We start from the raw sequence: 26,230 nt of genomic DNA, 5'->3' as shown, positions 1-26,230 counted from the left end.
CTGAAAAAAATTCAAGTTCGCTTATGCTTGTGCATGTATCCCTTTCACCGTAAGCTACACTGAAAAGGGGGTGTTCAGGCGGCTTCACACCAAGAACTTCATGCAAATCGCTGATTTTTTTGAAATGCTTCATATTGTTCGCAATTATAAAAACAGGATCCGGCAAACCCGGATCCCGCTAATGTTACTTCTATTAACCATGTGCTGCGACAGAAACATCCTGCCATGATTCCCATGTTTTCAGGCGTTCTTCGTAAGTGTATTTTACCCAGGGGTAAACAGTTTTACCCAATAGCAATCTTAATGGCGGATTTTCCGAGTCAACCAGACTAAGTAGCGCTTTGGCTGTTGCTTCAGGCTTACCGGAATCTTGTTCATTAGCTTGCTCATAAAAATCTTTTCGTATGCCATCGTAAGCCGGTATCGATTCACTTAATGCAAGGGAATTGGTACCGAAGAAATCTGTGGAGAAACCACCTGGTTCCAGTATGGTTACTTTAATGCCAAAACCACTTACTTCGCCAGCCAGTGTTTCAGTAAGGCCTTCAACAGCGAACTTGGATGCACTATACAGTCCCATTAATGATACTGTATTCAAGCCCAAAGCGCTTGAAAGTTGAATAATATGCCCCGATTTTTGCTGACGCATGATAGGTACAACCGCTTGTATAGTCCATAATGAACCCAGTACATTAGTTTCAAACTGCGTCCTAACATCTTGTTCGTTTAACTCTTCTACAGCTCCAATATGCCCGTAGCCGGCATTGTTTATTAATACATCGATGCGGCCAAAGTGAGTTTTTGCAGTTTCAATCGCTTCAAAACTTGCTTTTTTATCAGTAACATCAAGTTTTAGTACCAATAGATTTGCAGAAAATTCTTTTGTAAGTTCTGTTAATGTTTCAGGGTTACGAACAGCCGCAACTACATTATCGCCACGTTGTAAAAACGCTTCTGCCCAAATCCTGCCGAATCCGCGGGATGCGCCAGTTATAAAAATTATTTTTGCCATTATTTTATTTTTAATATTTATAAGGACAAAGTTCTGCCAATTTAATACAGCTATTCTGATATAAAAGTAGGCAATAATGAAACGTTTTTACGAAATGCAAATATGTACTAAGCCAATCATTATTCCCGGCCCGTGACCTTTTTACGGTGATTCAACCCCCAGTCTTTCAGGGAATAAATGATGGGCGTGAGCGTATCAGCATATTGAGCCAATTGGTAGGTGATCTTCACCGGATAGCCATCGATCACGGTCCTGATGATCAAACGGTGCTGTTCCAGGTCTTTCAGTTCTTTTGCCAAAACTTTGGGTGTAATACCGGGGATACTTTCCTGTATATCGGTGAACCGATCGTTTCCAACACCTACAGAAATGATAATGGGTAGTTTCCATTTACCATTGATCACGTCGAGTGCATCCCTCACGGGCTTTATCGTTTCGATGCAATCACAATGTGCTTTTTTAGTTGCCATAAAACCTCATTTAAAACTATTCCACTTTCCTTTGGGAAAGTACTATACAAAGGAAAGTATAAATTCACCAATTTTGCAAAAGAATTTATTGAGAATTTAAAAACAAGCGTAATGAAAATAGGAATTATAGGTATCGGCGCAATCGGCGGCATCATCGCAAAGAAATTAGCTGCAACCGGTCACGAGGTAAAGGTTTACAGCTCAGGAGGTCAGCAAAAATTGGAAGAAAGGGCTCGGGAGCTGGGCGTTATGCCATCCACCAAAGACCAGATCATAACGGATGTTGAAGTACTTATCGTATCCGTTCCCACAATAGCTGTCCCGGAATTATCAGATCTTATCGCAAAAGTTTCTGATAAGATGATCGTGATTGATACGTCGAACTATTATCCGTTCCGGGATGGCGAGATCGAAGACTTGAAGAATGGCAAAGTCGAAAGTGTATGGGTTTCGGAAACCATGGGAAGACCCGTGATCAAAGCTTTTAACAATTTACTGGCGCATAGCCTTGAATATGGTGGCAAGCCTGAAGGCACCAAAGACCGGATCGCGATGGCGGTGTCAGGCGACGATCAACAGGCCAAAGAAATAGTATCCACCTTGATCAATGATGTGGGGTTCGATACTGTGGACGCAGGTACACTGGCAGATTCCTGGAGGCATCAACCAGGCACACCGGCTTATTGTACAGAACTGACTGTGGCAGAACTTATGCAAGCTCTTACAGGTGGTGAAAAACAAGAAGCTGCACATCTGCGGGACTATGTTATTGGGAAATTTATGGAATTTTCAACACCTCCCACACATGAAGAAGTCGTGGCGCTTAACCGTTCATTGTTTCCTAAAAACCCTAAGGAGCATTAATCAACAAGGGGGGATAACCGTCAGGTTATCGAATACCATACAAATTTGCAACAGGACCTTGATACAGATAATGGTTTAACCCAATACGATGACCACACTCAAATGTCAATCGGCCATTCCCATACAACTTACTTGAAAGCGTAATTTATATCCGCAATAAGTATACAAAAAGCTTATCTTTATCTCATAAGATTTGCAATTTAATCTGTGCTCAAAAAAATGATGAGTGTTTCGGTGAGTAAGAAATTAAGCCATTGTAAAATATTGAATATCAGATCCATATAAGGGAAATACAAATCCCTCCGGCTCCACTGAACAACAAAACCCGCTAATAGGCGGGTTTTGTTGTTTGTATTGTAGTTGCAAACTACAAGCATAGTCGCCCGAAGTTTGAAAACTTCGGACTACAGGTAGACAATTATTATGCAATTGTGTAGCTCTCGGTGGTATGGTCAATCAATGATCGCGATCGCGTCAACTTCGATCAGGTAACCGGGGGACAGCGTCGCTACGCCGAGCACCACGTCCGCTGGCTTGTGATCTCCGAACAGCGCTATCCGGGCCTTTTCAATAATCGGCAAGCATTCGTCGCGGTTGTAATTGACGACGTAGATTGTGATCCTGGTGACCTGCGCAGGCCGCGCACCGGCAGCAGCAAGTGCCCGGCCGAGATTGCCAAACACCTGGTGCGCCTGAGTAGCAAGATCACCAGGGCCAACAAGCTTGCCATTTATGTCTTCGGGCTCCTGGCCCGAGACGAATACCATCTTGCTTCCCGTCGCAACGACGACCTGGCTGTACGTTTGCGGGGTAGGCAGATCTTGGGGATTGATGCATTCGAGCGGCATTGATTTGGTCTCCTGTTATGGTTAAATTCCAACACTCCAACAAAACTATTCCAGGTTTATTACAATTCCAAATTTTATAAAAAAAAGGTTTTTCAGCATGCTTTTCTGTAGTTTTCCAGATACAATTCGCCTCTTTTTTACTAAAGAGAATATTCTAACCCCCATCTTGCGCTATAACGGGCCGGATGTGCGAAAAGGCCACCAGTGCCCCGCGCGCTAAGTAGCCAACCTGGAGCCTGGCTATGTTGTTTATAAAGTGCTGCCACATTGTTCAGAAACATGCAAAACCATTAATTTCAATCAACTTAAAAAGTGGAACACGCTGATTATAAATAAATTACAGCAACACATCCAAAAAGCACAAATCCTGTAACACCTGATTATCAGATACTTAAATTTTATCAAAACTTAAATTCACTGATAATCAGCATGTTTCACAGCGTTCCACCCCCGTTCCGCGTGAAAAATGGAACGCTTGCCGGCGTGTAACCTGCTGTCCGTAGGTACTCCGGCTGTCCAAACGTGCCGCATATCCGGCAAGAGGTTTGAATGTCATTTCAGTGTAAACACTAATCGCTTTTTCAATTAAAACATCAGATGTTTAAATATACATCGTATGTTTGCATCATTAAATCAGGAATATGAAAAGGGAAAAACTTTCAGACCAGGTGGCAACCAAAATCAGGCAGGATATTAAAGACAACAAATACAAGGCAGGTACGAAAATACCCGCTGAACCTGAGTTGATGATGAGATACGCTGTCGGGCGTTCATCAGTGCGTGAAGCAATTAAAAGCCTGGCCATTGCCGGAGTCTTACAGGTAAAGCAAGGCGACGGTACTTATATCAATGAGGATGTTGATCAGCAGCCTATGGAACAGCGCCTGAAGAATGCCAGCTTTGAAGAGATCAACGCAGTTCGCAGACTGCTGGAAGTAGAGATAATAAGACTGGCGTCAGACTCACATACCCCCGATGACCTGGCTGCTATGGAAAAGCAATTGGCCAATCGTAAACAGGCTATACTATCAGAAGACGGCGCTGCTTGTACCAACGCAGATATCGCTTTTCATTTGGCCATTGCAAAAGCTTCAGGAAACAGTGTGCTGGCTACCCTTTATCAAAGTTTCACCCAAACTATCCGCTCATTTTTTTCGCAGCGCGAACTGCGGGGCATCAGTCATTTTGCGATGAGCCACCATCTTCATGAGGATCTTTTTAACGCTATAAAGGCAAGAAAGAAAAAACAGGCGGGTGAGATCATCACCAACATTTTAAACAATAATTACTAAATATTATGACTATTCTAACATTTACATTGTTGCTGCTGGCCGGTGCCTATCTTGCCGGGCTGGTTGGATCGCTCACCGGGTTAGGCGGCGGCGTGGTAATTATTCCGTTATTAACACTTGTTTTTCACGTAGATATCCGTTACGCCATCGGCGCGGCGTTGCTGGCCTCTATTGCCAACTCATCAGGCGCTGCCAGCGCTTATGTTAAAGAAGGGATCACCAATATCAGGCTAGGGATGTTCCTGGAAATTGCGACTACCATTGGTGCAGTTGTGGGCGCACTAATTGCGGTATATACGCCAACCAATACCATAGCCATACTTTTTGGGAGCATCCTCCTGTTTTCGGCAGCGATGACACTCCGGAAAAAGAACCAGGGAGCGCTATTGGTTGGCAGCAATTTTGCAAACAAACTTAAACTAAACAATAGCTACCCCACAACAAACGGTGAAGTAAGCTACCGGCTAAAAAATGTGGGCGCAGGGTTTTCTATTATGACCATTGCCGGTGTTTTCTCGGGGTTATTAGGCATAGGCTCGGGCGCGCTTAAAGTTTTGGCCATGGACTCTACCATGCACATCCCTTTTAAAGTAAGCACTACCACCAGCAACTTTATGATCGGCGTAACGGCTGCGGCCAGCGCTGTGGTTTACCTGCAACGGGGCTATATGGAGGCAGGCATTGCATTTCCGGTGGTGCTGGGTGTATTGTGCGGCGCATTTACCGGCTCTAAACTTTTGCCCAAAATGGATGCACGGGTATTAAAATACATCTTTTGTACCGCTATAGCGTTTGTGGCAGTAGAAATGATCTACAACGGATATAATCACAAATTTTAAATCTATCAACGTTATGAAAAAGATTCTTTCAAAACAAAACCTGGCAGACCATGATATAGAACTGTTTATTGGCCTTCAGCTCCGATTTGGTGTGTTGCTGTCAAGCCTGATTGTACTTACCGGCGGACTGTTATATCTGCTGCAATCAGGGAGCCTGGCATTACCTCATTACCAGCTTTTTATAGGCGAAAAAGCAGGACTGAAAACCGGCAGGGAAATCTGGAATGGTGTGACAGCCATAAAGGCCCGGGGAATTATCCAGCTTGGCGTAGTTGTGCTGATTGCAACCCCCATATTGAGGATATTTTTCTCTTTGATTGGTTTTATCATAGAAAAAGACCGGCTTTATGTTGGTATTACATTAGTTGTACTGTCGGTAATGATGTTTAGCATCTTCGGCGGCTTAAAAGTTTAACATTAAATTTAACAGATCATGAAAAATATATTAAAAAAAATCACCCGGGCGATGATAGCAGGCAGCATAGCATTTGCCGTATTATTGGTTTCATCCGCCAGTGCACAACAGGCTGCACCTATTAAAAATATTGTATTGGTACACGGCGCATTTGTAGACGGGTCGGGATGGAAACCGGTTTACGAGATCCTGGTAAACAAAGGTTATCATGTGAGTATCGTACAGCAGCCTTTGACTTCTTTCGATGCTGATTTGGCAGCTGTAAAACGCGTATTGGATCTTCAGGATGGCCCCTGCATTTTAGTCGGTCACAGCTATGGTGGTGGTTTAATTACCGAAGCAGGAAATGATCCGCATGTAGTCGGGCTGGTTTATATTGCCGCCCATGCCCCTGATAAAGGCGAATCAGAAGCAGACAATGGCAAGCGCATTCCTTCGGCTTACAAATCCCTGCAAAAACCAGCTAACGGTTTCGACTATATTGATCCTGCACAGTTTCCTGCTGATTTCGCTGCCGATCTGCCCGAAAAACAGGCGCAGTTTATGGCTAATGCGCAGATGCCTACAGCCGACGAGGTTTTTCACGCCCTAATTAAAAACCCAGCCTGGAGGACTAAACCCAGCTGGTACATGGTGGCAATGGCCGACCGGATCATTAATCCGGACCTGGAAAGAATGTATGCCAAACGTGCCGGCAGCCATACCATAGAAATAGCAGGCGCAAGCCATTCCGTTTTTGAATCGCATCCAAAAGAGGTTGCCCGCTTAATTATAGAAGCGGCTATCAGCACTTCAAAATAACTCATAACATGCCTTCACTGAAAAGCCCTTAGATTTGGTTATCCCCTCAATTCGCTAATTAAGCCGATTATTTCCTGCGTCAATAATGCCGGGCAGCCCCAATAATCAAATATCCCCCCGGAATTTGAGTTTTGGCCGCATATAACAAATACGCCTGAACCTAAGCGGGCCTTTATTAAAGAAGCCAGCCAACCAACGAAACCGCTGTTATCAGCCCCAGGTTGAAAATGGAAACTAAACACCTTAAAGTTTTCTGAAAGATCAGATTCAACCGGTACCAGGTAGCTCCATACCTGGTGATCTCTGACAATTGCTAACGCATTTTGATCAAACTCAAAACTATTAATGGGTATTTCTTTAAAGAAATATAATCCGTCATAAACTTTCAGCTGGGCATTCCTGATCACGTGCCTGAGCCTGTGTTCTGTTTGTTCACCGGTTTCCCCGCTGATATACATTGGATGATGTGTTTAAATTCTTAATTACTAAATAAGCTGTTATCCTCAAGGGCGAATCTGCAACAAGTTACAGGCATTGGTATAAAATATTTGAGCCTCTTCTTTTTTGGTAAACTTCATTTTATAAATACTTTTAATGGTTGACGGCGGATCAAACATTGGAAAGTCTGAGCCGAATAAGAACTGTTGCACACCAATTTTACGAATTGTCCACACCAGTTGGTCCCGGAATGGAGAATCGCCAAGTATTGGTGCTATGGCCGAAAGATCAAACCACATATTCTTTTTATACCATGGATATTTATCTAATCCCACCAGGGTTATAAATTGAGGAAAATTGACCATGCCCATATGAGCAAAAATAAACCTTGCATCGGGGTGGGTAATTGCCAGCATAATTAACTTGCCATCCTCGTTCACATCTACCGGGTTATAGGAATCAAATAAAAGGATCATTTTAAGCTCCCCTGCTTTTTTTGCTATGGCTGCCACATCGGGTGATGACACGTCAAACTGTTGAGAGTTGGGGTGCAGCTTAATTATTTTCACACCAAGTTTTTGCACCCTTTCCATTTCTGCAAGCGCTTCCGCACCATCCATGGGGTGAACCGAACATATAGGTATCAGCGAGTTATAAAGCTGGCTTAAATGAATAACACTGTCATTTCTTAAACGTGTTTGATCCATTTGGCCTTTTTGCGCCATGGTAATAATAGCTGCTTTCGCCAGGTGCCCGTTGGAAATATTTGCAAGGATATCCTTTACGGTATTATTACGCTCGGCGCTCATATTATGCTGTTCTCCGTCATTTAAAGCAATGTGCTCGTGCATGTCGATAATCTTTCCGGCATAATGTTGCCCCGAAGATTGAGCATTTACAAAGAATACGTTCAGGATCAGCGCACAGGCAAGTGTAAAAAAGGATTTTCTTTTCATGGTGATTTGTAATTTGGCAAACAGCTGGCAATAGTATTTACGTTGTTAATATAAATGGATGTACAATTTGTATTAAGGTGTAGATTTAGATAAAATGCAATAAAATAGTTCATGGCTAATATCCCAAAGAATAAGTGTATCTGAAAATATTTACAGAAACAATTTACCTTCCATTACAATGACTGATGAACCACTGACCCAAATACCATCAGCCGCAACGTTTACACGTATTGTTGACGGTTGGTTTACATAGGTACCCTGCAAAATCCGGTAATCCTGGTTTTGGTTGATATAGCCAAGCTGTTCAAGATAGCCCGCAAGCGGGCCGGCTGCTGTCCCTGTCGCAGGGTCTTCATCAATCCCAACGCTTGGATTGAAAAACCTGGACTCCGCCAGGATCTCACTTGCCGGATCATTTGTAGTAAACAAATAACATCCCTCAAAACCAAATTGCTCTGAAGCTTTCTTTAACAGCGCTTTATTTGAAATAGCATTTTTTAGTGCCGATAAACTTTTTACGGGCACCATAAGATGTGCAACCTCCGTTTGAACGATGTTAATAGCCCACCCGTTCAGTTCAAAATCCCCGATTTCCAAACCCGTTGCTTCCGCAATAATTTCCGTTGGAACTTTTCCAATTACCCTGGCAGGCCTTTGTTTCATCCCCACGTACGGCAGGCCATTTTCTTCGGTTATTTTTAAAGGAATTTTAAGATCCTCAATTTTTACCCATTGTGCACCATCCTGCTTTTTAAAAATATCCCACTTTTTTAAAAGCGCCAGGCAAACGGCTCCTAACAGGTTATGCCCTGCGCCGGTAACTTCAAATTTAGCGGGTGTGAACGATCGCACCTTAAATACGCCTTCCTCTTCAGCATAATAAACGAAAGAGGTTTCTGAGTATCCGAATTCCCTTGAAATATTATGGTATTGTTCCAAATCAAGTTCATGATCTATATAAACAACAGAAAGTTGATTTCCTTTATAGCGACTGTCTGTAAACACATCCAGTACATAATAATCCAATTGTTTCATTTTCTTAGCTTTAAGTTGTGCCAAAATTAGCTTGTATTAGTTTATTTTCTTTATGGGTTAACAAAAGGTAACTAGTTACCTTTTGTTAACTATGTTATATTTGAAGAATGGATAATACTGATGAAAGAGACGCCATTTGCGAAAAAGAACTGGCGGCAATACGTGACAGCCTGGAGATTTTAGGTGGAAAATGGAAATTAAGGATTATGAGACACCTCAATAACCATATAGATCAAATTAACACTTTTAAGAAAATCCAGCGGGAAATAGAAGGAATATCCGCCAAAATGCTTTCCAAAGAACTACAGGAACTGGAGATCAATCTCCTGGTAACCCGAACAGTTAGAGACACAAGGCCCATAACGGTAAGTTATGCAATTACAAAATACGGCCTTAGCGTTTTCCCGGTAACGGAAAGCCTGGTTGAATGGGGCTTAAATCACAGGGAGCAAATCAAGTAATCCGGGCTATAACAAACTATGCCATAGAATTTAATAAACGAAGTTCCTGTATAAGCGCGGTTTTCCGGTCATCAAAATTAGTTTGGCCTACAGGAGCAATTATTTCATTAAACAAACTGGTTAACTCGTCTGAATGCAAAGCCGGTTTTTGAGTTTTAATATTGAAATAAGTAAACTTTGTCCAAAGCATTGATTTCAAACTCACTTTATTTTCGTCCCACATGCGCATTTCAACGGTAAGCGATCTGGGCTTTACTTCTATCAATTGGGAATCAATGATTATTACCTCTCCCCTGAAAACGGATTTAAGATAGCAAATTTGATTACTGGATATTACCCAAACTAACCCGGTATCGGCAGTGCCGCCGAAAGCATCTAAATTATACGCTTCCAATAATTGGTCTTCCCTGGCATTAAGAAAATAATCCAAATAACGGGTGTTGTATAAATGATTAAATGGGTCACAGTCCTGGAAGCGGACTTTGACGGTTGACTGTAATATTTTTTGCATTAACAATAAGGATGAATTAATGGATTACTATGTTTGATATTTATGATATAAAGAACTGCTGACTAATAATTTTGCCTGCGTTAACTTTATATACGCACAATTCATTAATACTGCTTTCTTTTCCATTAATATCAAATTGCATGAATAGCCTGATGCTAAAATAAGCTTCTGAGTGGATAGCCTCAGAAATTGTAATGGCCCGGATCTTTGCTTTTGCAAGGAACTGTTTTTCCAATTCGATTAGTTTTGCCAGGCCTTTTATGGGCCCCGGGGTCGGATTGATCGGGTCAATGCTTTCTGCATCTTCGCTAAAAAGGTCTTGATAAGCCTTCAGGAACTCCTGATTGCGTAATAGCGTGATGAGCGTTTGAGAAATGGATGTTGCTGTCATAAACTTAGAGGATTTTATAAAAGAATTTAACTACGGATAATTCAATAAAACTAGCGGTGCTGCCTGACTGTGTTTTGTACAGATACGACAAATTAAAAATAGGTGCAGATCAAATCTGAAGTTATTTTTTTGGAGCACTGTTGCTGTTAAACATGTCACGGTACATTCTCCAACCGTCTGCTGTTTTTTTCCAGACAACCAGGTATTTCCCCTTTCCCAGTGCAACATTATTCGCTCCGAACATTTCAAAATTACCTTCCTCAGTCACATACAGGTCAGTAGCGCCGTAAAGATTCAATGTTGTAAATACGATATTACGCACGCCTGCCCTATATGCGAACCGGTAAAACCCCAGTTGACCCTGTACACCGCAAAGCGCCGGTGAGTTGACCGGGAGCAGGCAGGCATCAGGTGTATAGCAATTCATAAATAAGGAGGAATCGCCTTTAATAAAAGCCTGGCCATAGGATAAATTAACCTGGTGCAGGGCGGCTTTTATTGCGGCTGTATCTGGTTTATTTATTTCAGGGGCTTTTGCACTAACGGCAAAAGAAACAATCATTGATAAAATAATGCAGCATAAATTGATGGATAACTTTTTCATTTTTTTCTGGTTAGTTGGGTTATTGATAAATGATATTTGATGCTAAATCATATTTGATATTTAAATGACTTTCACCATACGATGTTTTGATTTTTGTATTCTTACTTTTATTCAAAGTAACCACCCTTTTCAAAAATGACTTTGTATAAAAACGACAATTTTGAAATTTCATGAAGTACGCCGAATATAAACCCGGGCTGCAGTTAGCACCCTATATTGATGCTTATTATACCCTGGAAACAGGTGCTCTTTATCAGCCGGTCACCCGTCGTATCTTTGCAGATGGCTGCACAGAGATTTTCATTAACCTTGGTGAATCGAAACCTGTTGTAAATAATTACACCATTCTTTACCCCGGGAACATTTACCTGGGCGGCACAATGACCGCGTCGAATTTGCTGAATAGCGTACCTAATAGCCGCTTCCTGGGTATTCGTTTTAAGCCGTCCGGATTTTCTGTTTTCTATAACTTACCACTTGATGAAATTGTTGATGAAATAATTGAATTCCCGGATAAAGAGCTTTATGCACTTGCAGAGCTGGACAGACAGGTAGTGACCAGGTTAGACCAGTTTTTTTCGGGCAGGCTTAAAAATCGAAAGTATGAAACGATAATTCCGATCACGCAGACCATCGAAAAGTTTCAAGGCTTGATTTCTGTTGACAATGTCGCGCAAACGCACCATGTAACCATCAGAACCCTCGAAAGAATTTTTAGTAAGAATATCGGCATACCTCCTAAAGAATTTATCAGCATCATCCGTTTTCAGCATGCTGCGAAAAAACTACAGCGGGATACATCGGGAAATAACCTATTGAGGATTGCTACTGATATGGGATACTACGATCACTCTCACTTAACACGGGAAATCAAAAAATACAGTGGTTTAAATCCATCCGAACTGACCGGAAAAATGGCGCAACTCCCCCCTGCCCAGTAATAAATAGCCACAAACGTTGTTTAAAACGTGAATCGAACGTACGGTTTAGGTTAACCTAACAACCTTACTTTATTTCGCCGGTAAGCAATTTTTATTTTGGGTGGTTTTTGCCAAAAGAGGATCAGCTGAATTTTGGGTAATTTCCTGGCAGGTTATTTTGTTTACATAACCGCTTTGAGTACTAACGATGCTGACATAGTTTGCTTTACCTTCAACCACCGTTATAGTTAATGGTGCTGATTTTTTCCGTTTGATATTCCTCCGCTAGCAACACTGACAGTATGCTGGCCAATACCTATATCATGAACAGAGAAAGATTTATTTTTCAACTTACAAACTAACTGATCATCAATATACAATCTATAATTTATCGCAGAACCGGTATATCCTGTAGAGCGGATTAAATAAACCTGCCCCGTTTTGTCTTGCGAAAAAACATTAAGGGAAGCTGCAAGCATAAATGCTAAAAAAGCGAACAATTTAATCGTTTTCATAAGTTAAGTTTAATGTATTACTAAGATAATAATTCAATATATGTTTTTTATAATACTCCATTACAAAGAAATAATAAACTTGAGCAGGTCTAATTATAAACAGGTATCCGGTTCAGCTCAATACAATAATCAGTTACCCATGCGCCGGCAACATCAATATATAAAATATTGGGTTTGTTGTTTTTGTTGATGACACCTGTATTTATCCATTCATTAACTTTTGCGGGCAGGTACTTATTGCCAGACATGGCAAGGTCTGTTATGCTTTGGTTTTTTTTGATCACATTAGTAAGCAGCATCATTCCGTTAATTATAGGACTCACCTTTTCATCCTGAAAATCGTTACATACCAAGCCGGCTTCATCACTGCTTTGGGTAAGTTGCCAGTCGAGCCGTATCAGGTCATTTTTGTTTACGCCGCTTTGCATTGATGTAAAAAACGACTCTTCTGCATTCAATAATTTATTGATCTGATTGGTGGCTGCATAAGCTCTTCGGATATTGAGGAATGTTTTTCCTTTATCGGCCATTGAGTTGGAATCGATGAGCTTGTCGGGATTGGCATATTGCTCAAAGGTCACTATTACCTTACCTGCCAGTTCGTTAAGTTTGATACGGTCAATACTTTTTGACTGATTATTGTAAATATATTCTTTACCAAGCGCACGAAAAATTGAATCGGCTACATTTTTAGCTGATGCCTCTTTTGGGCAAAAATGGCTGAATGTTAAAATGATGAATTCTTTTTTATTACGGTCTAAAAATGCTTTAACAGAATCGAGGATATCCTTAAAACGTTCACCATATCCACCGCCAACGGCATCGGCCATACAGTCTGATGAGCTGTGTTTTGTGTAAATGCCGTTTTTAAAAGAGCCAACCCGCAGATCGAACATCCTGATGCCGGCATTAAGCTGTTTGCCAATGTTTTGTGTTTGTGTAAGCGTATTGCAGGGATTGATGGAACTACCCTGTGTGCCACCTGTGCCGTTTAATATCGACATACCTGCATCGTGCGATCCGGGGATCACGATATCTTTTAGCGTCAAACTTCCTTTAGCCGGAAATAACGTATCCTCCATCCAACGGGCAGGGTTATAGTTGGTAAAATAGCTTAAGTAAAGCTTTTGATCCTCGCCTGTAAAAGCCATGATAAACTTTTTGGTATCCACATTACAAATAGACACCGGATAGGCCGTTTTAAAATAGTCGGGTAAAATATGTTCATCAGCTGGTCTGTTTTGCTCATCATCAGTAGTATAATAAATGCGGTTGTCTTTTTTACTTCCTTTCCATATATAAAAAAGGCGGTTAGTATTAAATGCATGGTACACAGCCGGCGAGACCTTTGATTTTGACTTGTAAACAGGGAGTTGATTTGTCCATATTTTGGTATCGGTATTAAGATCAGTATAATAAATACCCTGGTCATTATAATCTTTATAGCAGATCCTAACCGTGTTATTGGATAGGGTAACTATAAAGGGGTATACATCACTTTTTTTATTCGGAATAGTTTGCAGAACGGCAGGTTTAAGCAGGCCATTGTTATCAGCATCAATTACGGCTACCACCATTTCATTTTTATTATCAGCATGTGATGCTATCATTAGGCGGCCGTTAATGGTTGTTGCCGTAACGCCAGATTTTAGCTTAGGAGAGTTTTCAAAGCCAACAGTATTTATGGTCTGGGTATTAAAGGTGGTATCGCTGTTATTAATGATGTATTTTAATGAACCATCAATACCCAGCCATAAGGCATATATATGACTATTGACTACCCTTAAAACCGGTGCGAAAGCACTTTTTTCTGTACCTGCCGTTGTTTCATTTTGTGAAAACCTGGTATCGTACTGTTTGCCCAAATAGCACACGTGAATATTTCCGGTAGCACCGGCATCTTTCCAGGTAACAAAATAGCCACCTTTAAAATTAGTAATATCAATAGCCTTATCGGTACGGGCGGCCGGTAAAAAATCAACAGGCTGACTAAAGCTCAGGCTTTGAGCCCGCAGTTCTTTTGATCCTGATAAAATCAGAAATAAAATGAGTGTTGCACTAATAATTAAAAGCTTCATAAAAAACAGGTTTAGATAGGCAGTAAGACATATTAAATAGCCCCTAATATTATAAATTGTTGGATAATATTTTTTCTTTATCGTGAATTTATAATATTTTTATGTTAAAAAACTAACCTATGCTAAAAATTATTATCACTTTTTTATTTCTTGTGTTACTCCTGCAAGGCGTAAAAGCACAAGATGCAAACTATTGGTCATCAAGCTATAACCCTGGCGGTTTCTTAACTCCAGGAGCAGTGATCGCTTTTAACCGCGATAGCGGGGTGATGTTCCTTAACCCGGCCTTGCTGGCTTACAGTAATAAAAGTACGGCATCAATTAGCGGATCGGTTTACCAGTACGGTAATATCAAAATAAAGAACGGGGCCGGCACCGGGCTTGATCTTAAATCAACAACGGCTAGTATCATTCCGCAAATGATATCTGCAACTATATCATTAAAAGGCAAACATCCCTTTACAGTTGGTTATGCACTTACCCACAATCCGGTAATGAGCTACCAGGCCACACAGCAGCGCGATGCCAGGTTCAATGTGCTTGATGACTCCTATAGTCCGGGTAATGAATCTTTCCTTGGGCAATATAAAAGGCTTAATAGTATAAATGAAACCTCTGGCATTATCAGCGGTGGATTTAAAGCATCAGACCATTTTGCAGTAGGTATCTCGGCAGAGGGGCAGCTGCGTAAGCAAAGCTTCAATTCTGATTTCAGCTCAAGGGCTTTGTTTAATAACAGCAGTAATTCAGGCCTGCCACCAATTACCAATGTAGAAGAGTCATACCTGGCATCTTACTTTCATGCAGGGATAAGGTTTAAGGCGGGTTTGTCATATGACGACGATAGGAGCCACCTGGGGCTCACTATATCCTCGCCGCTGTTGCACGTAGCTGGTAGCGCAAGCATACTGAGCGATAATGTAGTCAATAATTTAAGGCTTGGCAGCGATACACTTAACCTTTTAGCCAATTCCAGGCAGATAAAGCTTAAGGCTACCTATAAAATGCCCCTGAGCATAGGTTTTGGCTATGCCTATGATTTAAAAGACGGACAAATTTATTTTGCTGCCGAGTATTTTAACAAAGTGAATGAATATAACTTGATAACGCCGCGTGACCAAAACTTTATAAGGGGAGATCTACCTTTAGATAACTTTTCTTCCTCGTCGCTTAAATTTAAGGATGTACGGAAATCCGTGTTGAATTTTGGGATAGGGGTAAGTTATTTACTACAGCCTGATGTAACCGGCTTTTTATCATTACATACCGACTTTAATTATGCCAATAATGGTTTGTATAAAGATGATAACGGTTATACCTCCAATACAGCCTATTATAATATTTATCATTGCCAGGTAGGTGCCAACATCAAGAAACGGAAATTCAACTTCCGTACCGGGTTGTTACTATCATACGGTACTACTAATAAATATCCGCAGTATATCAACTTTGATAACCCAAACGAGAGCAATGTTTTAGCTGGTAATCCAATAAACACCAATGCTTCACATTTTTCAGTAGGTTTAATGCTGTCATATATTCATAATTTATAGGCTAAAAGCTAATATTAATAATTTACGCAATCTATTTTCATTCAATGAAAGTTTAATCCTGAACGGCCAATTCTAAAGAAACCGAAATAATAATCTTTAACACCATTTGCCAACAGTCCAAAATTGCAAAACTCAGAATCAGTTACGTTGCCAAAGAGGTCCGAACTCTTACGGTGCCGATATTATATTTACCTGAATTTTAAACAATTGATTCTGCCAACAGCCGATTCCCCTTTTTGTCATAGTAAGAGATGGTTACGGCATTAGTATCTACCGTCCACTTTTCTATGCCGCTTTCCGCCAGGCCGCGGGACATTGTCATATAATTAGTTTTTCTTTCTTCGTGTAAAGAGAGATGCCGGAGAAAGCTTTCTTTGTCACCATTGTCCGCAATGAGCAATTTTTCATGAACAGGCTCTGATTCAATACGGTATCCCCCTGCTCCGAAGTATTGAGAATGCCCGTCAGTCAAATACGAGTCGTACTTTTCAACACCCAGCAACTTAAGCGCTGTTATATAGCTTAAAAAGTCCTTCATTGTACCCAACTTTTCGTGTACATCATTTATCTGTTCGATAGTAAACATAACCATGGTATATTTTTTGTTCAGAGCAAACTTAAATAACAAAAAATATCAAACAAAATATTGGGTCTTAAATGATGCTTGCCCATTTTAAGGCTGTCAAACCAGGTATTAAATGTTCGATTGTCATCCGACTGGCTTTTGAACTTCATTTTTTTCCGGGATGCCGTCCTTGAGAATATCAAAACGCCAGATTTTACCGCTGTGTTGATGAAAAAAGCGACTAGGGTAAGCAATGCGATAATAAGCGCCTCCAATTCCGCGGTCTGAAAACCTTTAACTATTTTAGTGTTTCTTTTTGCAGCGGTTACATTCCAGGTGACTTTAAATTTAAAACAACATGAAAAAATTAATACTCTTTTTATTTGTTAACCTTCTTGTTAGCAGTATCCTTTTTGCCCAATCAACCTCAAAACCGCTTACAATTGAAAGTTACTATAAGGTTAAATGGGGTTATGCCGATGAGTTTATCTCACTATGGAAAAAGAACCACTACCCTCTTTTAAAAAAGCTTCAGGAAAAAGGTGATATCATCAGCATTAAAGCTGAAAGCCCGGTGATTCACAGCAGTGAAGACAGCCGGTGGGATTTTAAGGTAACCATAACCTTTAAAGATGAACACCTGGCATTGGATTACAGCATTGTAGATCCATTTAAAAAACAATTATTCCCCGACCTGGAAAGTTATCAAAAAGCAGAGCAGCACCGTTTTGAGCTGCTAATTGCCCATTGGGATGTACTAGTTGAGCCGCTTGCCTTGCCAAATTGATGGATTAATTATGCTGTTTAGTTGGTATTTATAAGAAAATTTAAAAATAGTATAGTAATTCTATAGGAATTATATATTATTGTAAAAACTATTAAACATTCATAATTCCCGATCATCAAAAATGGCAGATCCAAAAACAAAACAGACAGCCCTAGGCGACGCAGCCGCCAGGCAATTGGCCATCGCTACGCGTACGGTCCCTCAATTATCACGTATTACACCGCGCTGGCTCCCCCAACTGCTAAACTGGGTACCGGTTGAATCGGGTGTTTACAGGCTGAATAAAGTTAAAGATGCAGAAAACGTAGAGGTTGACTGCTCTTCAAGGGACGAGCGTGAGCTGCCTTCCACCTTTGTTGACTATGTAGAAGATCCGCGCGAGTATAACCTGAGCGCTGTTAACACAGTGCTTGACGTGCACACCCGCGTATCTGATCTTTACAGTAAGCCTTATAACCAGATCAGCGAGCAGTTGCGCTTAACTATTGAAATTGTTAAAGAGCGGCAGGAAAGCGAGCTGATCAATAATGAGGAATACGGTTTGCTGCATAGCGTTGCAGCCGGTCAAAAGATAAAAACAAGACTCGGCCCCCCAACTCCGGATGACCTGGATGAGCTAATCACAAAAGTTTGGAAAGAACCGGGTTTTTTCCTGCTGCACCCTTTAGCAATTGCTGCCTTTGGCCGCGAATGTACCCGCAGGGGTGTTCCGCCGCCAACTGTATCGTTGTTTGGGTCGCAGTTTATAACGTGGCGGGGAATTCCGCTTATTCCTTCGGATAAACTACCTATAGAAAATAATAAATCAAAAATCATTTTGCTGAGAACGGGCGAAAGCCGTCAGGGAGTTGTAGGGCTGTTTCAGCCGGGCTTACCGGGCGAGCAATCACCAGGCCTGTCAGTACGCTTTATGGGGATCAATAACAAGGCTATTGCCTCCTACCTCGTATCGCTATACTGCTCACTGGCTGTTTTAGTTGATGATGCAATTGCAGTTTTAGAAGATGTGGATTTAGGTAATTATTATGAGTACAAATACTAAGCCCGAAAGCTTGTTAGACATAGGGGAACTTGAAAAGCTGGCCAACCAGTTTTTTAAGGCTGCTCCCGGGGAAGCCCCGGTAAATCCGGCTGCTTCGCCTGCACCGTACACCGATTATCATCCATCAATTGAGCAGTGGGACGCTGTACCGGGAGCTAGTGGCCTGCCGATAAACTTGTCAGGTGGTCATCCGCAGTCAAGTCCGGTATCTGGAGTTGGCGCTTCTCCTTCTGCAATTACGCAGGGAAACGTGATCGACTTAAAAGATCCGCAAACCAGCTTTGACGACCCGGCATTGAATACCGCAAAGCCATCTTCTAAAGAAAATTTAACAGGCTTCAGCCTTTCAGGCACTGAACTGTTTGCAGATAATTTTAAGCAGCTGCCTTATCAGCAGGAGCAATCGTTTGAAAAAGATTTACAGGCGGTATTAAATCAAATCACCGCTTTTCCGCATGTACCGCAAATTCCGTTTAAACCCTATGCACAGGTTCCTGAACCTTCTTATTATTTTCTAAAAAAGGTTCCGGCGGCATTTTCAGCAGAGAGACCTAAAGGAGCGAGCGGAATTATTACAGCTCCATTTGATGTAAATATCATCAGGCGCGATTTTCCAATCCTGGGCGAAACGGTAAACGGAAAACCTTTGGTTTGGCTGGATAATGCAGCCACCACGCAAAAGCCCAAACAGGTGATAGACCGGATCAGCTATTTTTATGAGCATGAGAATTCGAACATTCACCGTGCGGCACATGAGCTGGCAGCACGGGCAACGGATGCTTATGAAGGCGCCCGTAAAAAGGTGCAACAATTTTTGAATGCAGCATCAACAAACGAAATCATTTTTGTAAGGGGTGCCACCGAGGCCATTAACCTGGTTGCCAAAAGCTGGGGCGAGCAAAATTTGCAGGCAGGCGACGAAATTATTGTCAGTCACCTGGAGCATCACGCCAACATTGTTCCCTGGCAGCAGCTGGCCGCTAAGAAAAATCTCAAAATCAAAGTGATCCCGGTTGATGACGACGGGCAGCTTATAATAGATGAGTATATCAAATTACTTGGCCCTAAAACCAAACTGGTTGCCTTTACCCAGGTATCAAATGCATTGGGTACGGTTACCCCTGCCGCCCAAATTGTTAAGCTTGGTCATTTAGCCGGCGCAAAAGTATTGGTTGACGGTGCACAGTCTGTTTCGCATATGCCTGTTGATGTACAGGCGCTTGATGCGGATTGGTTTGTTTTTTCAGGCCACAAAGTGTTTGCGCCAACAGGTATTGGTGCACTTTATGGTAAGGAAGACCTGCTAAACGAAACCCAGCCCTGGCAAGGAGGCGGTAATATGATACTGGATGTAACCTTTGAGGAAACAAAATATCATAATGCACCAGGCAGGTTTGAAGCCGGAACAGGGAATATTGCCGATGCCGTTGGCTTAGGCGCCGCCATTGATTATGTAACCCGCTTAGGGATGCAGGCCATTTCACAATATGAGCATTACCTGCTTGTATACGCTACGGAGCTTTTGAAAGAAGTGTCGGGATTGCGGTTAATAGGTACAGCCCCCGATAAAGCAAGCGTGCTCTCATTTGTACTTGATGGCTATAAAACAGAAGAAGTTGGCGCTGAATTAAATAAACAGGGAATTGCTGTAAGATCAGGCCATCATTGTGCACAACCCATCCTTCGCCGTTTCGGACTGGAAAGTACGGTAAGGCCATCGCTGGCATTTTATAATACCTGCGCCGAGGTAGATTTATTGATTGATACACTTCATCGCCTGAAAAGATAAATGGAAACCAACCAGATAAATTCGTTTATAGAGAACCTTTACCAGGTTCACAAAGCCGAATGGGAAGCAACCCCTTCCTTCAGGCAGGCTGTTGACTGGCTATCTGACCTTTTTGAATTCCTGTTTCCAAACAACCGTTTAAATAAGCAGTCTATTTATGAAGGTCAGCTTAAAAAGAACCAGATTGACCTGGAGAATATTTTGCTGAGCTATCTTGATCCATCCAACATAAATATAGATGAAGTTATCTACAAGTTTTATGCCTCGCTGGAAGAAATATACCAGAACTTAAGACTTGATGCAACCAAAATTTATGAAGAAGATCCGGCTGCCATCAGTATTCATGAAGTAATAGTTTCATACCCGGGCTTTTATGCAACTGCAGTTTATCGAATTGCTAACCGCTTGTCGCAATTATCAGTACCCATTTTGCCCCGCATCCTTAGCGAACATGCGCACGGTAAAACGGGGGTTGATATTCATCCCAATGCACAAATTGGCGTACCTTTTTTTATCGATCACGGTACCGGTATTGTTATTGGCGCAACAAGTATTATTGGTAAAAATGTGTGTATTTATCAAGGCGTAACCTTAGGGGCATCGCAAGTGAGCAAAGTTCTTTCAGATATTAAAAGACATCCTACTGTGGAGGACAATGTGATCATATACGCCCGCAGTACCATTCTTGGCGGACGGACTGTTATAGGTCATGACAGCATTATTGGGGGCAGTGTATTTTTAACCAAAAGCGTTGCCCCCTATTCAAACGTTTTTAATACACACCAGCTAAGGATAGAGGTAAAAGAAGAACAGGCATGATTTGGAAAAGGATCAGGAATTGGTTTAGTTTATCATGGCTGTTTAAAACAGTGCATACAACCACTACGTCAAATGCCGATGAATGGCCACTATACCAGGATAGCTTTTACAATTATACAAGGTTTAATAATGAGGGCTTTTATGAATGATAAAGGATCAGGTACAGCTGTGCAAAAATTACCTGGTAATTTATTTGATGCCTGTAAAATAAGAGTGCTATATTAACCGCCTGATGAAAGCATTAACATTTTCGGCATTTGGCGGTTCAGATGTACTTGAATACCTGGACATACCCGCACCTGAACTGAGGAGCGATGAAATTTTGGTTGAAATGAAAGCCATAGGATTAAACTATGCTGACATTTACCGGCGAAAAGGCAATTATCACCTGAAAGGCAATCCCCCTTATATTGCCGGTTATGAAGGTGCTGGTGTTGTAATAGATGCCAATAATAATGCAGAATTTAAACCCGGCGACAGAATAGGTTTTGCCGATGTCCCGTTTTCAAATGCAGAAATGGTAGCTGTACCTGTTAGTCATGCTATTCCTTTACCCGGCACCATTAGCTTTGAAATAGCTGCCGCTGTTTTATTACAAGGGCTCACCGCACATTACCTTGCCACAGATAGCCACAAAACAAAACCAGGTGAAACTGTTCTTATTCATGCCTGCGCAGGGGGTGTTGGGCTTTTATTAACACAGATCAGCAAATTATTAGGTGCTAAAGTATTAGGATTAACATCATCTGATAACAAGGCTGCCGTTGCAATGAAATATGGGATTGATAACGTGTTTCTTTATAACAATGATTGGAAAAAAGAAGTATTATCACTTTACCCGGACGGTGTTGACGTTGTATATGACAGCATTGGCAGTACTTTAACTGAAAGCTTCTCGGTGACAAAAAAATGCGGACAAGTGGTGTTTTTTGGTATGGCCGGCGGAGATCCGGATTTTGTAGATCCAAGAATGCTAATGGACACCTCGAAGACATTAACAGGCGGCGACTTGTGGAATTATCTTATTTCGAAAGAGGAAAGAATAAAAAGAGCAAACCAGCTATTTCAATGGATCAACAATAAAGATCTTACAATTCAACAACCAACAATCTTCAAACTTTCTGACGGCAGGCAAGCACACGAACTCCTGGAAAGCAGACAAAGTACCGGTAAGATAATCTTCGTACCATAGCTAAATTAAATACAAAATTACTTTTTTAATTTAATGTATATAAAATCTATAGATTTTATATACATTTGTTCCGTTTACTTGATTATATAGGTTTTACTGACACCGGAAAGATGAAAATATTCATTTTTCCGGTTTGGTACCAGATCAAAATGATTTAACGACGGAACACGATGAAGATCTACCTTGACAATGCTGCAAGCACACCGCTTGACAAAGAAGTGTATAATGCCATGACTCCTTATTTACTGGATCAGTATGGCATCCCATCCACTCATCACGGATATGGCCGGGATGCAAAAGCAGCCATAGAAACCAGCAGGGCAAATATCGCAAAGCTGTTAAACGCCCTGCCCGAAGAGATCATTTTTACTTCAGGCGGTACGGAAGCCAATAATATAGCCATTATTTCTGCGGTAAACTGCGCAGTTATTGATCATATTATTACTACTCCGTTTGAACATGCCTCCGTGCTTAAAACCTTAAACGCGCTGCAACGGAAACACGATATCCGGATCAGCTACATCAGGCACGATGAGCGCGGAAACCTTGATTTGACTCATCTTGAATATTTGCTCCGTACCAACACCCGCAACCTGGTATCAGTTATGCACGCTAATAACGAGGTCGGGAATTTGAACGATATAGAAAGAATTGGCTTGCTTTGTGAAAAATACAAGGCGCTTTTTCATTCAGATGCAGTGCAAACTGTTGGCCGTTATCATCATGATCTCAGCAAGCTAAAAGTTAACTTCCTTGCAGCATCGGCCCACAAGTTCCACGGCCCTAAAGGCATTGGCTTTTTGTATTGCCGTAGGGGAACCAGACTTACCCCTACCCTTCATGGCTCGGGAACTGACAATATCCCCGGAATTATTGGTCTTGACAAAGCCCTGGCTATTGCTTACAGCGAAATTGAGGCACAGGGCAAATATATCCAGGGTTTAAAGAACAGGTTGATCGAACAATTATCTGAACGTCTGCCATCATTAACATTTAACGGAGATTCCGAAAATTCAACAAAAAGTATATCTACTATATTAAGTATTAACCTACCTCCTGCAAACATTAACCGGAACCTTTTGCAATACCTTGATGATAACCAAGTGGCAGTATCAGGCGGAAACAGTTCATCATCACATGTATTAAAAGCGTTGGGGATTGAAAACAATGTGGATAACATTCGTTTTTCATTCAGCAAGTTTAATACCCTGCAGGAGATAGACCACGTAGCAGAAATTATAGCAGCTGTTTATCAAACAGTAGCTGCATAGGTGAATCTAAAAGATAAAAACAATTACATATGAAAATAATTAAATATGGGGCATTAGCCCTCCTGCAGTTTTTTTTATTAAGCGCTTCAAAGGCGCAGTCATCGCAAAAAGATGAAGACAGGGGATATATTGTAAAAGTAGGCGACCAGGCCCCCGATGATTTTGAGCTGGTGCTAAATAACGGTAATAAGACCTCGCTTAAAGCGCTGCGGGGTAAAATAGTTATCCTGCAATTCACCGCAAGCTGGTGCAGCGTTTGCCGGGAAGAAATGCCGCACCTGGAAAGTGATGTATGGAAAGCGTATCAAAACAAAAATGTTGTTTTGATTGGCGTTGACCGGGATGAACCTTTGGCCAAAGTACAGAAGTTTCATGATGATATGCAGCTTACTTATCCCCTAGCGCTGGATCCGGGTGCGGATATTTTTGGCAGGTTTGCCAATAAAAAAAGCGGGGTTACGCGTAACGTGGTTATTGACCCTGCAGGCAAAATTGTTTACCTCACCCGGCTGTATGATAAACAGGAGTTTGGCCAAATGCTGAAAGTAATAAAGTCGCTGGCAGACGGACCAGCAGCCTCCACAAACTAATTGTAAAAGGCGGAGTGGCCGAGTGGTTAGGCGGGAGTCTGCAAAACTCTTTACGGCGGTTCGAATCCGCTCTCACGCCTCTCATTTAAATGCAAAATTGATTTTAATGCGCGGTTTAATCTTTCTTATTCTCATCTTCTTACTACCTGGGACTTGCTTAAAAGCGCAGAGCACCGGTGTGGGTCCGCGCGTATTGGTGGTTATTGCCCATCCTGATGATGAAAGTACTTTCTCAGTTACGCTGTATAAAATTGTGAAAGAACAGCATGGCACAGTTGATCTTTTTGTAATTACAAATGGGGAAGCCGGTTTTAAATACTGCACACTTGCCGAGCAGTACTATGGTGTAAACCTGACTGATGAAAAAGCTGGCCGGATAAACCTCCCCCGCATCAGGAAAAAAGAGTTGATGAACGCAGGCAAAATTCTCGGTGTTTCCCAATACTATTTCCAGGATCAACCAGATACACATTACGGCCTGGATGAAAAAGGCCCCTTAGATTCCACCTGGAACACAACGCTGGTTAAAAGGCATTTAACCCAACTTTTAAAGAAAAAACATTACGATTTTGTATTTACGCTTTTACCCGAACCCGGTACCCATGGTGAGCATAAAGCAGCAGCCATTTTAGCCTTAAACACAATAGCCGCCCTGCCCCTTGCTGAAAGACCTGTAGTTTTAGGAGCGATAACGCAAAACAAAGTTGATACCACATTTAAGTTTAACCAGTATACAAGCTACCCGCAAACCCAAACCATAACAGATACCCCATTATTTAAAGTTGACCGAACCGCAAGTTTCAGCTATAAAAACCGGGTAAACTATAAAGTAATAGCCAACTGGGAAATTGCCGAACACAAAAGCCAGGGCTTCACCCAAATGACCATGAATGACGGCGACCTGGAAGAATTTTGGTATTTTAAGATCAACGGTATGGACGGGGTTTCCAAATGTGAAAATTTGTTTAAGTTGTTGAGGCAGGTGCCGTATTTGTCAAAGGTTTATTGAAGGTGGAGACTATTGGAAGCACTTTCAGCCGCCGTTGTTGGTGTTGTCACCAACAACCCGTGATGTTTGTGAGGTGAACATAGCCCGCCAATGCATTCTTCCGCAAGGTATGCATCACGGCCTCATCCATCTTGTTGGTGACAACACCAACAAGGGCAAAATATATCCCAAGCCAAATTCCCTCACCCCTAAGTTTAACATCCCCCCTCAATCTCAACAACCAATTTCATCTTCCGCTCCTTATATTCCCTTGATCGCACAGCGTTTCCGCATACCAGCGGATTGCACCAGCGCCTGCTTTTGTTTTTGGTGGTGTCCAGGTAAAATTTCCCGCAATGACATTTCTTAATGTCCCTGAATTTGGCCGACTGCAACAGCACCGTTGCCTGTTTAACAAGTATCCAAAGCGGAACGGCCAGCTCTTCGTGCGTATTAAACCACATCACCTGTAAGCTATTGCCATTCAGTTCAAAACGGAGGTGGGCGTTGGCCTCACTAAGTATTTCATTAAAATAAGTTACCGCATCTTCGTGGATCTGCTTGTCGCGCAGGGTGCTGTTGATGAACTCATAAATTGTTTCTCGAAGCCTAATGGTCCGCTGCCAAACGGGGTTTGCGTTATGCGGGTTACAATAAGCCTCAAAGTTCAGGGTGTTGTAATCTTCCAGGTCTACTATATTAAATTCATTGCACCAGGTTAAAAAATCCTCATAATTTTCCAGGTAATCTTTGCGGTGAATGCCGCCGCGGTTGCGGTAGGTATTAATAAATTGCAACACCGGGATGTCGCCCTCAAATGGAAATGGATCGGCAGAATTAGCGGGCCATGACCGCTCCGGTTTATACCGGTCTTTTAGTGATTTATACATAATTTTCAGGTTTGTCTATGAAAAAAGAAGGTTTAGGTCGTGTCTGAAAACACCCTAAAAACGGGCAAAACGGGTTTAGGTCGTGTTTGAAAACACCCTAAAAACGGGCTAAAAGCATTTAGGTTGTGTCTAAAAAAGGCAAAAAACGGGCAAAAGCGGTTTAGGTCATTCTAGGCAGAATGGCATAAAAATGGCCATTATTGCATGGAAACGAAGTTTTTTAAAGAACGCAGCTCCCAAAAAGCTCATTTTGGGCTTCAAAAACGATGGGGATTTATATTTTATAAAAATTAG

General features: G+C 41.7%; 30 protein-coding genes and 1 tRNA gene. 18 read left to right on the top strand and 13 right to left on the bottom strand.

The genetic code is table 11. From position 1 onward, the window contains the following. Nucleotides 1–193: 193 nt before the first annotated feature. Nucleotides 194–1,012: an SDR family NAD(P)-dependent oxidoreductase gene (locus BUE31_RS00785; protein ID WP_073399336.1), complete on the bottom strand. Its 819-nt coding sequence runs from the start codon at nt 1,010–1,012 to the stop codon at nt 194–196. Nucleotides 1,013–1,131: 119 nt separating this feature from the next. Continuing rightward, nucleotides 1,132–1,482 carry a winged helix-turn-helix transcriptional regulator gene (locus tag BUE31_RS00780; protein ID WP_073399334.1) on the bottom strand — a complete coding sequence of 117 codons (351 nt, stop codon included), beginning with the start codon at nt 1,480–1,482 and terminating at the stop codon, nt 1,132–1,134. On the opposite strand from BUE31_RS00780, the gene BUE31_RS00775 reads away from it, so the two are divergent. Continuing rightward, nucleotides 1,462–2,346 (top strand): NADPH-dependent F420 reductase, encoded by an 885-nt coding sequence (locus BUE31_RS00775; RefSeq protein ID WP_083619192.1) that lies wholly within the window; start codon nt 1,462–1,464, stop codon nt 2,344–2,346. The genes BUE31_RS00780 and BUE31_RS00775 overlap by 21 nt on opposite strands. 452 nt (nt 2,347–2,798) lie before the next feature. Here the strand turns inward: BUE31_RS00775 and BUE31_RS00770 are convergent, their stop codons facing one another. Continuing rightward, on the bottom strand, nt 2,799–3,194 hold the full coding sequence (locus BUE31_RS00770; protein WP_073399331.1) for a RidA family protein: 396 nt from the start codon (nt 3,192–3,194) through the stop codon (nt 2,799–2,801). Between the two features lie 641 nt (nt 3,195–3,835). Here BUE31_RS00770 and BUE31_RS00765 point away from each other — a divergent pair. The 4 genes from BUE31_RS00765 to BUE31_RS00750 are packed head-to-tail and all read left to right on the top strand — an operon-like array spanning nt 3,836 to nt 6,541. Further along, entirely contained in the window at nt 3,836–4,486 is a 651-nt protein-coding gene (locus BUE31_RS00765) for a FadR/GntR family transcriptional regulator (protein ID WP_073399329.1), read from the top strand. A gap of 5 nt (nt 4,487–4,491) precedes the next feature. Next, complete coding sequence (locus BUE31_RS00760) at nt 4,492–5,325, top strand: sulfite exporter TauE/SafE family protein (protein WP_073399327.1); 834 nt, start codon at nt 4,492–4,494, stop codon at nt 5,323–5,325. Between the two features lie 13 nt (nt 5,326–5,338). Next, entirely contained in the window at nt 5,339–5,740 is a 402-nt protein-coding gene (locus tag BUE31_RS00755) for a DUF1634 domain-containing protein (protein WP_073399325.1), read from the top strand. A gap of 18 nt (nt 5,741–5,758) precedes the next feature. Continuing rightward, nucleotides 5,759–6,541 carry an alpha/beta hydrolase gene (locus BUE31_RS00750; RefSeq protein WP_083619189.1) on the top strand — a complete coding sequence of 261 codons (783 nt, stop codon included), beginning with the start codon at nt 5,759–5,761 and terminating at the stop codon, nt 6,539–6,541. A gap of 38 nt (nt 6,542–6,579) precedes the next feature. Here the strand turns inward: BUE31_RS00750 and BUE31_RS00745 are convergent, their stop codons facing one another. From BUE31_RS00745 to BUE31_RS00735, 3 genes are all read right to left on the bottom strand, one after another. Beyond that, complete coding sequence (locus BUE31_RS00745; RefSeq protein ID WP_073399323.1) at nt 6,580–6,999, bottom strand: DUF6196 family protein; 420 nt, start codon at nt 6,997–6,999, stop codon at nt 6,580–6,582. A 45-nt stretch (nt 7,000–7,044) separates the two neighbouring features. Further along, nucleotides 7,045–7,935 carry an amidohydrolase family protein gene (locus BUE31_RS00740; RefSeq protein ID WP_073399321.1) on the bottom strand — a complete coding sequence of 297 codons (891 nt, stop codon included), beginning with the start codon at nt 7,933–7,935 and terminating at the stop codon, nt 7,045–7,047. Between the two features lie 150 nt (nt 7,936–8,085). Then, nucleotides 8,086–8,970 carry a PhzF family phenazine biosynthesis protein gene (locus BUE31_RS00735; protein ID WP_073399319.1) on the bottom strand — a complete coding sequence of 295 codons (885 nt, stop codon included), beginning with the start codon at nt 8,968–8,970 and terminating at the stop codon, nt 8,086–8,088. 107 nt (nt 8,971–9,077) lie between these two features. On the opposite strand from BUE31_RS00735, the gene BUE31_RS00730 reads away from it, so the two are divergent. Continuing rightward, nucleotides 9,078–9,431: a winged helix-turn-helix transcriptional regulator gene (locus BUE31_RS00730; protein ID WP_073399317.1), complete on the top strand. Its 354-nt coding sequence runs from the start codon at nt 9,078–9,080 to the stop codon at nt 9,429–9,431. Nucleotides 9,432–9,447: 16 nt separating this feature from the next. On the opposite strand, the gene BUE31_RS00725 is transcribed toward BUE31_RS00730, so the two are convergent. The 3 genes from BUE31_RS00725 to BUE31_RS00715 all read right to left on the bottom strand — a co-directional run bounded on the left by BUE31_RS00725 (nt 9,448) and on the right by BUE31_RS00715 (nt 10,937). Then, nucleotides 9,448–9,942 carry an acyl-CoA thioesterase gene (locus tag BUE31_RS00725; protein ID WP_073399315.1) on the bottom strand — a complete coding sequence of 165 codons (495 nt, stop codon included), beginning with the start codon at nt 9,940–9,942 and terminating at the stop codon, nt 9,448–9,450. Between the two features lie 40 nt (nt 9,943–9,982). After that, nucleotides 9,983–10,333, bottom strand: a complete 351-nt coding sequence (locus tag BUE31_RS00720; RefSeq protein ID WP_073399313.1) for a SnoaL-like domain-containing protein — start codon at nt 10,331–10,333, stop codon at nt 9,983–9,985. 121 nt (nt 10,334–10,454) lie between these two features. Next, nucleotides 10,455–10,937, bottom strand: a complete 483-nt coding sequence (locus BUE31_RS00715) for a YybH family protein (RefSeq protein ID WP_083619186.1) — start codon at nt 10,935–10,937, stop codon at nt 10,455–10,457. Between the two features lie 170 nt (nt 10,938–11,107). Between BUE31_RS00715 and BUE31_RS00710 the strand changes: the two genes are divergently transcribed. Continuing rightward, complete coding sequence (locus tag BUE31_RS00710; RefSeq protein ID WP_073399311.1) at nt 11,108–11,878, top strand: helix-turn-helix transcriptional regulator; 771 nt, start codon at nt 11,108–11,110, stop codon at nt 11,876–11,878. Nucleotides 11,879–12,105: 227 nt separating this feature from the next. On the opposite strand, the gene BUE31_RS00705 is transcribed toward BUE31_RS00710, so the two are convergent. Continuing rightward, entirely contained in the window at nt 12,106–12,372 is a 267-nt protein-coding gene (locus BUE31_RS00705; protein WP_073399309.1) for a hypothetical protein, read from the bottom strand. 89 nt (nt 12,373–12,461) lie between these two features. Next, entirely contained in the window at nt 12,462–14,450 is a 1,989-nt protein-coding gene (locus tag BUE31_RS00700) for a phosphatidylinositol-specific phospholipase C domain-containing protein (RefSeq protein ID WP_073399307.1), read from the bottom strand. 119 nt (nt 14,451–14,569) lie between these two features. Between BUE31_RS00700 and BUE31_RS00695 the strand changes: the two genes are divergently transcribed. Continuing rightward, a complete protein-coding gene (locus BUE31_RS00695) occupies nt 14,570–16,003 on the top strand; it encodes a hypothetical protein (protein WP_073399305.1) in 1,434 nt (477 codons plus the stop codon). Between the two features lie 199 nt (nt 16,004–16,202). Here BUE31_RS00695 and BUE31_RS00690 read toward each other — a convergent pair whose 3' ends face one another. After that, entirely contained in the window at nt 16,203–16,589 is a 387-nt protein-coding gene (locus BUE31_RS00690) for a DUF1398 domain-containing protein (RefSeq protein WP_073401532.1), read from the bottom strand. Nucleotides 16,590–16,926: 337 nt separating this feature from the next. On the opposite strand from BUE31_RS00690, the gene BUE31_RS00685 reads away from it, so the two are divergent. The 10 genes from BUE31_RS00685 to BUE31_RS00645 all read left to right on the top strand — a co-directional run bounded on the left by BUE31_RS00685 (nt 16,927) and on the right by BUE31_RS00645 (nt 25,067). Further along, nucleotides 16,927–17,355, top strand: coding sequence for a hypothetical protein (locus tag BUE31_RS00685; protein ID WP_073399303.1), 429 nt, complete (start codon nt 16,927–16,929; stop codon nt 17,353–17,355). Between the two features lie 121 nt (nt 17,356–17,476). Next, on the top strand, nt 17,477–18,397 hold the full coding sequence (locus tag BUE31_RS00680) for a family 2A encapsulin nanocompartment shell protein (protein ID WP_073399301.1): 921 nt from the start codon (nt 17,477–17,479) through the stop codon (nt 18,395–18,397). Beyond that, on the top strand, nt 18,381–20,186 hold the full coding sequence (locus tag BUE31_RS00675; protein WP_073399299.1) for a family 2A encapsulin nanocompartment cargo protein cysteine desulfurase: 1,806 nt from the start codon (nt 18,381–18,383) through the stop codon (nt 20,184–20,186). The genes BUE31_RS00680 and BUE31_RS00675 overlap by 17 nt, the downstream gene beginning before the upstream one ends. After that, nucleotides 20,187–21,005 (top strand): serine O-acetyltransferase, encoded by an 819-nt coding sequence (locus BUE31_RS00670; protein ID WP_073399297.1) that lies wholly within the window; start codon nt 20,187–20,189, stop codon nt 21,003–21,005. It begins immediately after the preceding gene. After that, the gene (locus BUE31_RS30895) at nt 21,002–21,154 is read left to right on the top strand and encodes a hypothetical protein (protein WP_159440615.1); all 153 of its coding nucleotides are present in this window, start codon (nt 21,002–21,004) and stop codon (nt 21,152–21,154) included. Before BUE31_RS00670 ends, BUE31_RS30895 begins: the two co-directional genes overlap by 4 nt. Nucleotides 21,155–21,237: 83 nt before the next feature. Beyond that, entirely contained in the window at nt 21,238–22,197 is a 960-nt protein-coding gene (locus BUE31_RS00665; protein WP_073399295.1) for a quinone oxidoreductase family protein, read from the top strand. Nucleotides 22,198–22,367: 170 nt separating this feature from the next. Continuing rightward, nucleotides 22,368–23,468: a cysteine desulfurase family protein gene (locus BUE31_RS00660; protein ID WP_073399293.1), complete on the top strand. Its 1,101-nt coding sequence runs from the start codon at nt 22,368–22,370 to the stop codon at nt 23,466–23,468. Between the two features lie 29 nt (nt 23,469–23,497). Continuing rightward, nucleotides 23,498–24,058 carry a peroxiredoxin family protein gene (locus BUE31_RS00655; RefSeq protein WP_073399291.1) on the top strand — a complete coding sequence of 187 codons (561 nt, stop codon included), beginning with the start codon at nt 23,498–23,500 and terminating at the stop codon, nt 24,056–24,058. An 8-nt stretch (nt 24,059–24,066) separates the two neighbouring features. Next, nucleotides 24,067–24,138: transfer RNA gene (locus BUE31_RS00650), tRNA-Cys, on the top strand. A 26-nt stretch (nt 24,139–24,164) separates the two neighbouring features. Further along, nucleotides 24,165–25,067, top strand: a complete 903-nt coding sequence (locus BUE31_RS00645; RefSeq protein ID WP_073399289.1) for a PIG-L family deacetylase — start codon at nt 24,165–24,167, stop codon at nt 25,065–25,067. 194 nt (nt 25,068–25,261) lie between these two features. Here the strand turns inward: BUE31_RS00645 and BUE31_RS00640 are convergent, their stop codons facing one another. After that, complete coding sequence (locus BUE31_RS00640) at nt 25,262–25,936, bottom strand: CGNR zinc finger domain-containing protein (RefSeq protein ID WP_073399287.1); 675 nt, start codon at nt 25,934–25,936, stop codon at nt 25,262–25,264. Between the last annotated feature and the right edge of the window lie 294 nt (nt 25,937–26,230).

The organism is Mucilaginibacter sp. OK098 (genome assembly GCF_900142915.1).
Taxonomy (GTDB): domain Bacteria; phylum Bacteroidota; class Bacteroidia; order Sphingobacteriales; family Sphingobacteriaceae; genus Mucilaginibacter.
This window is presented reverse-complemented; position numbering and strand designations above follow the sequence as displayed.

Coding starts and splice junctions, on each gene's coding strand:
- BUE31_RS00785 (WP_073399336.1), bottom strand. CDS start 1,012: ATGGCAAAAATAATTTTTATAACTGGCGCATCCCGCGGATTCGGCAGG.
- BUE31_RS00775 (WP_083619192.1), top strand. CDS start 1,462: ATGTGCTTTTTTAGTTGCCATAAAACCTCATTTAAAACTATTCCACTT.
- BUE31_RS00780 (WP_073399334.1), bottom strand. CDS start 1,482: ATGGCAACTAAAAAAGCACATTGTGATTGCATCGAAACGATAAAGCCC.
- BUE31_RS00770 (WP_073399331.1), bottom strand. CDS start 3,194: ATGCCGCTCGAATGCATCAATCCCCAAGATCTGCCTACCCCGCAAACG.
- BUE31_RS00765 (WP_073399329.1), top strand. CDS start 3,836: ATGAAAAGGGAAAAACTTTCAGACCAGGTGGCAACCAAAATCAGGCAG.
- BUE31_RS00760 (WP_073399327.1), top strand. CDS start 4,492: ATGACTATTCTAACATTTACATTGTTGCTGCTGGCCGGTGCCTATCTT.
- BUE31_RS00755 (WP_073399325.1), top strand. CDS start 5,339: ATGAAAAAGATTCTTTCAAAACAAAACCTGGCAGACCATGATATAGAA.
- BUE31_RS00750 (WP_083619189.1), top strand. CDS start 5,759: ATGAAAAATATATTAAAAAAAATCACCCGGGCGATGATAGCAGGCAGC.
- BUE31_RS00745 (WP_073399323.1), bottom strand. CDS start 6,999: ATGTATATCAGCGGGGAAACCGGTGAACAAACAGAACACAGGCTCAGG.
- BUE31_RS00740 (WP_073399321.1), bottom strand. CDS start 7,935: ATGAAAAGAAAATCCTTTTTTACACTTGCCTGTGCGCTGATCCTGAAC.
- BUE31_RS00735 (WP_073399319.1), bottom strand. CDS start 8,970: ATGAAACAATTGGATTATTATGTACTGGATGTGTTTACAGACAGTCGC.
- BUE31_RS00730 (WP_073399317.1), top strand. CDS start 9,078: ATGGATAATACTGATGAAAGAGACGCCATTTGCGAAAAAGAACTGGCG.
- BUE31_RS00725 (WP_073399315.1), bottom strand. CDS start 9,942: ATGCAAAAAATATTACAGTCAACCGTCAAAGTCCGCTTCCAGGACTGT.
- BUE31_RS00720 (WP_073399313.1), bottom strand. CDS start 10,333: ATGACAGCAACATCCATTTCTCAAACGCTCATCACGCTATTACGCAAT.
- BUE31_RS00715 (WP_083619186.1), bottom strand. CDS start 10,937: ATGAAAAAGTTATCCATCAATTTATGCTGCATTATTTTATCAATGATT.
- BUE31_RS00710 (WP_073399311.1), top strand. CDS start 11,108: ATGAAGTACGCCGAATATAAACCCGGGCTGCAGTTAGCACCCTATATT.
- BUE31_RS00705 (WP_073399309.1), bottom strand. CDS start 12,372: ATGAAAACGATTAAATTGTTCGCTTTTTTAGCATTTATGCTTGCAGCT.
- BUE31_RS00700 (WP_073399307.1), bottom strand. CDS start 14,450: ATGAAGCTTTTAATTATTAGTGCAACACTCATTTTATTTCTGATTTTA.
- BUE31_RS00695 (WP_073399305.1), top strand. CDS start 14,570: ATGCTAAAAATTATTATCACTTTTTTATTTCTTGTGTTACTCCTGCAA.
- BUE31_RS00690 (WP_073401532.1), bottom strand. CDS start 16,589: ATGTTTACTATCGAACAGATAAATGATGTACACGAAAAGTTGGGTACA.
- BUE31_RS00685 (WP_073399303.1), top strand. CDS start 16,927: ATGAAAAAATTAATACTCTTTTTATTTGTTAACCTTCTTGTTAGCAGT.
- BUE31_RS00680 (WP_073399301.1), top strand. CDS start 17,477: ATGGCAGATCCAAAAACAAAACAGACAGCCCTAGGCGACGCAGCCGCC.
- BUE31_RS00675 (WP_073399299.1), top strand. CDS start 18,381: ATGAGTACAAATACTAAGCCCGAAAGCTTGTTAGACATAGGGGAACTT.
- BUE31_RS00670 (WP_073399297.1), top strand. CDS start 20,187: ATGGAAACCAACCAGATAAATTCGTTTATAGAGAACCTTTACCAGGTT.
- BUE31_RS30895 (WP_159440615.1), top strand. CDS start 21,002: ATGATTTGGAAAAGGATCAGGAATTGGTTTAGTTTATCATGGCTGTTT.
- BUE31_RS00665 (WP_073399295.1), top strand. CDS start 21,238: ATGAAAGCATTAACATTTTCGGCATTTGGCGGTTCAGATGTACTTGAA.
- BUE31_RS00660 (WP_073399293.1), top strand. CDS start 22,368: ATGAAGATCTACCTTGACAATGCTGCAAGCACACCGCTTGACAAAGAA.
- BUE31_RS00655 (WP_073399291.1), top strand. CDS start 23,498: ATGAAAATAATTAAATATGGGGCATTAGCCCTCCTGCAGTTTTTTTTA.
- BUE31_RS00645 (WP_073399289.1), top strand. CDS start 24,165: ATGCGCGGTTTAATCTTTCTTATTCTCATCTTCTTACTACCTGGGACT.
- BUE31_RS00640 (WP_073399287.1), bottom strand. CDS start 25,936: ATGTATAAATCACTAAAAGACCGGTATAAACCGGAGCGGTCATGGCCC.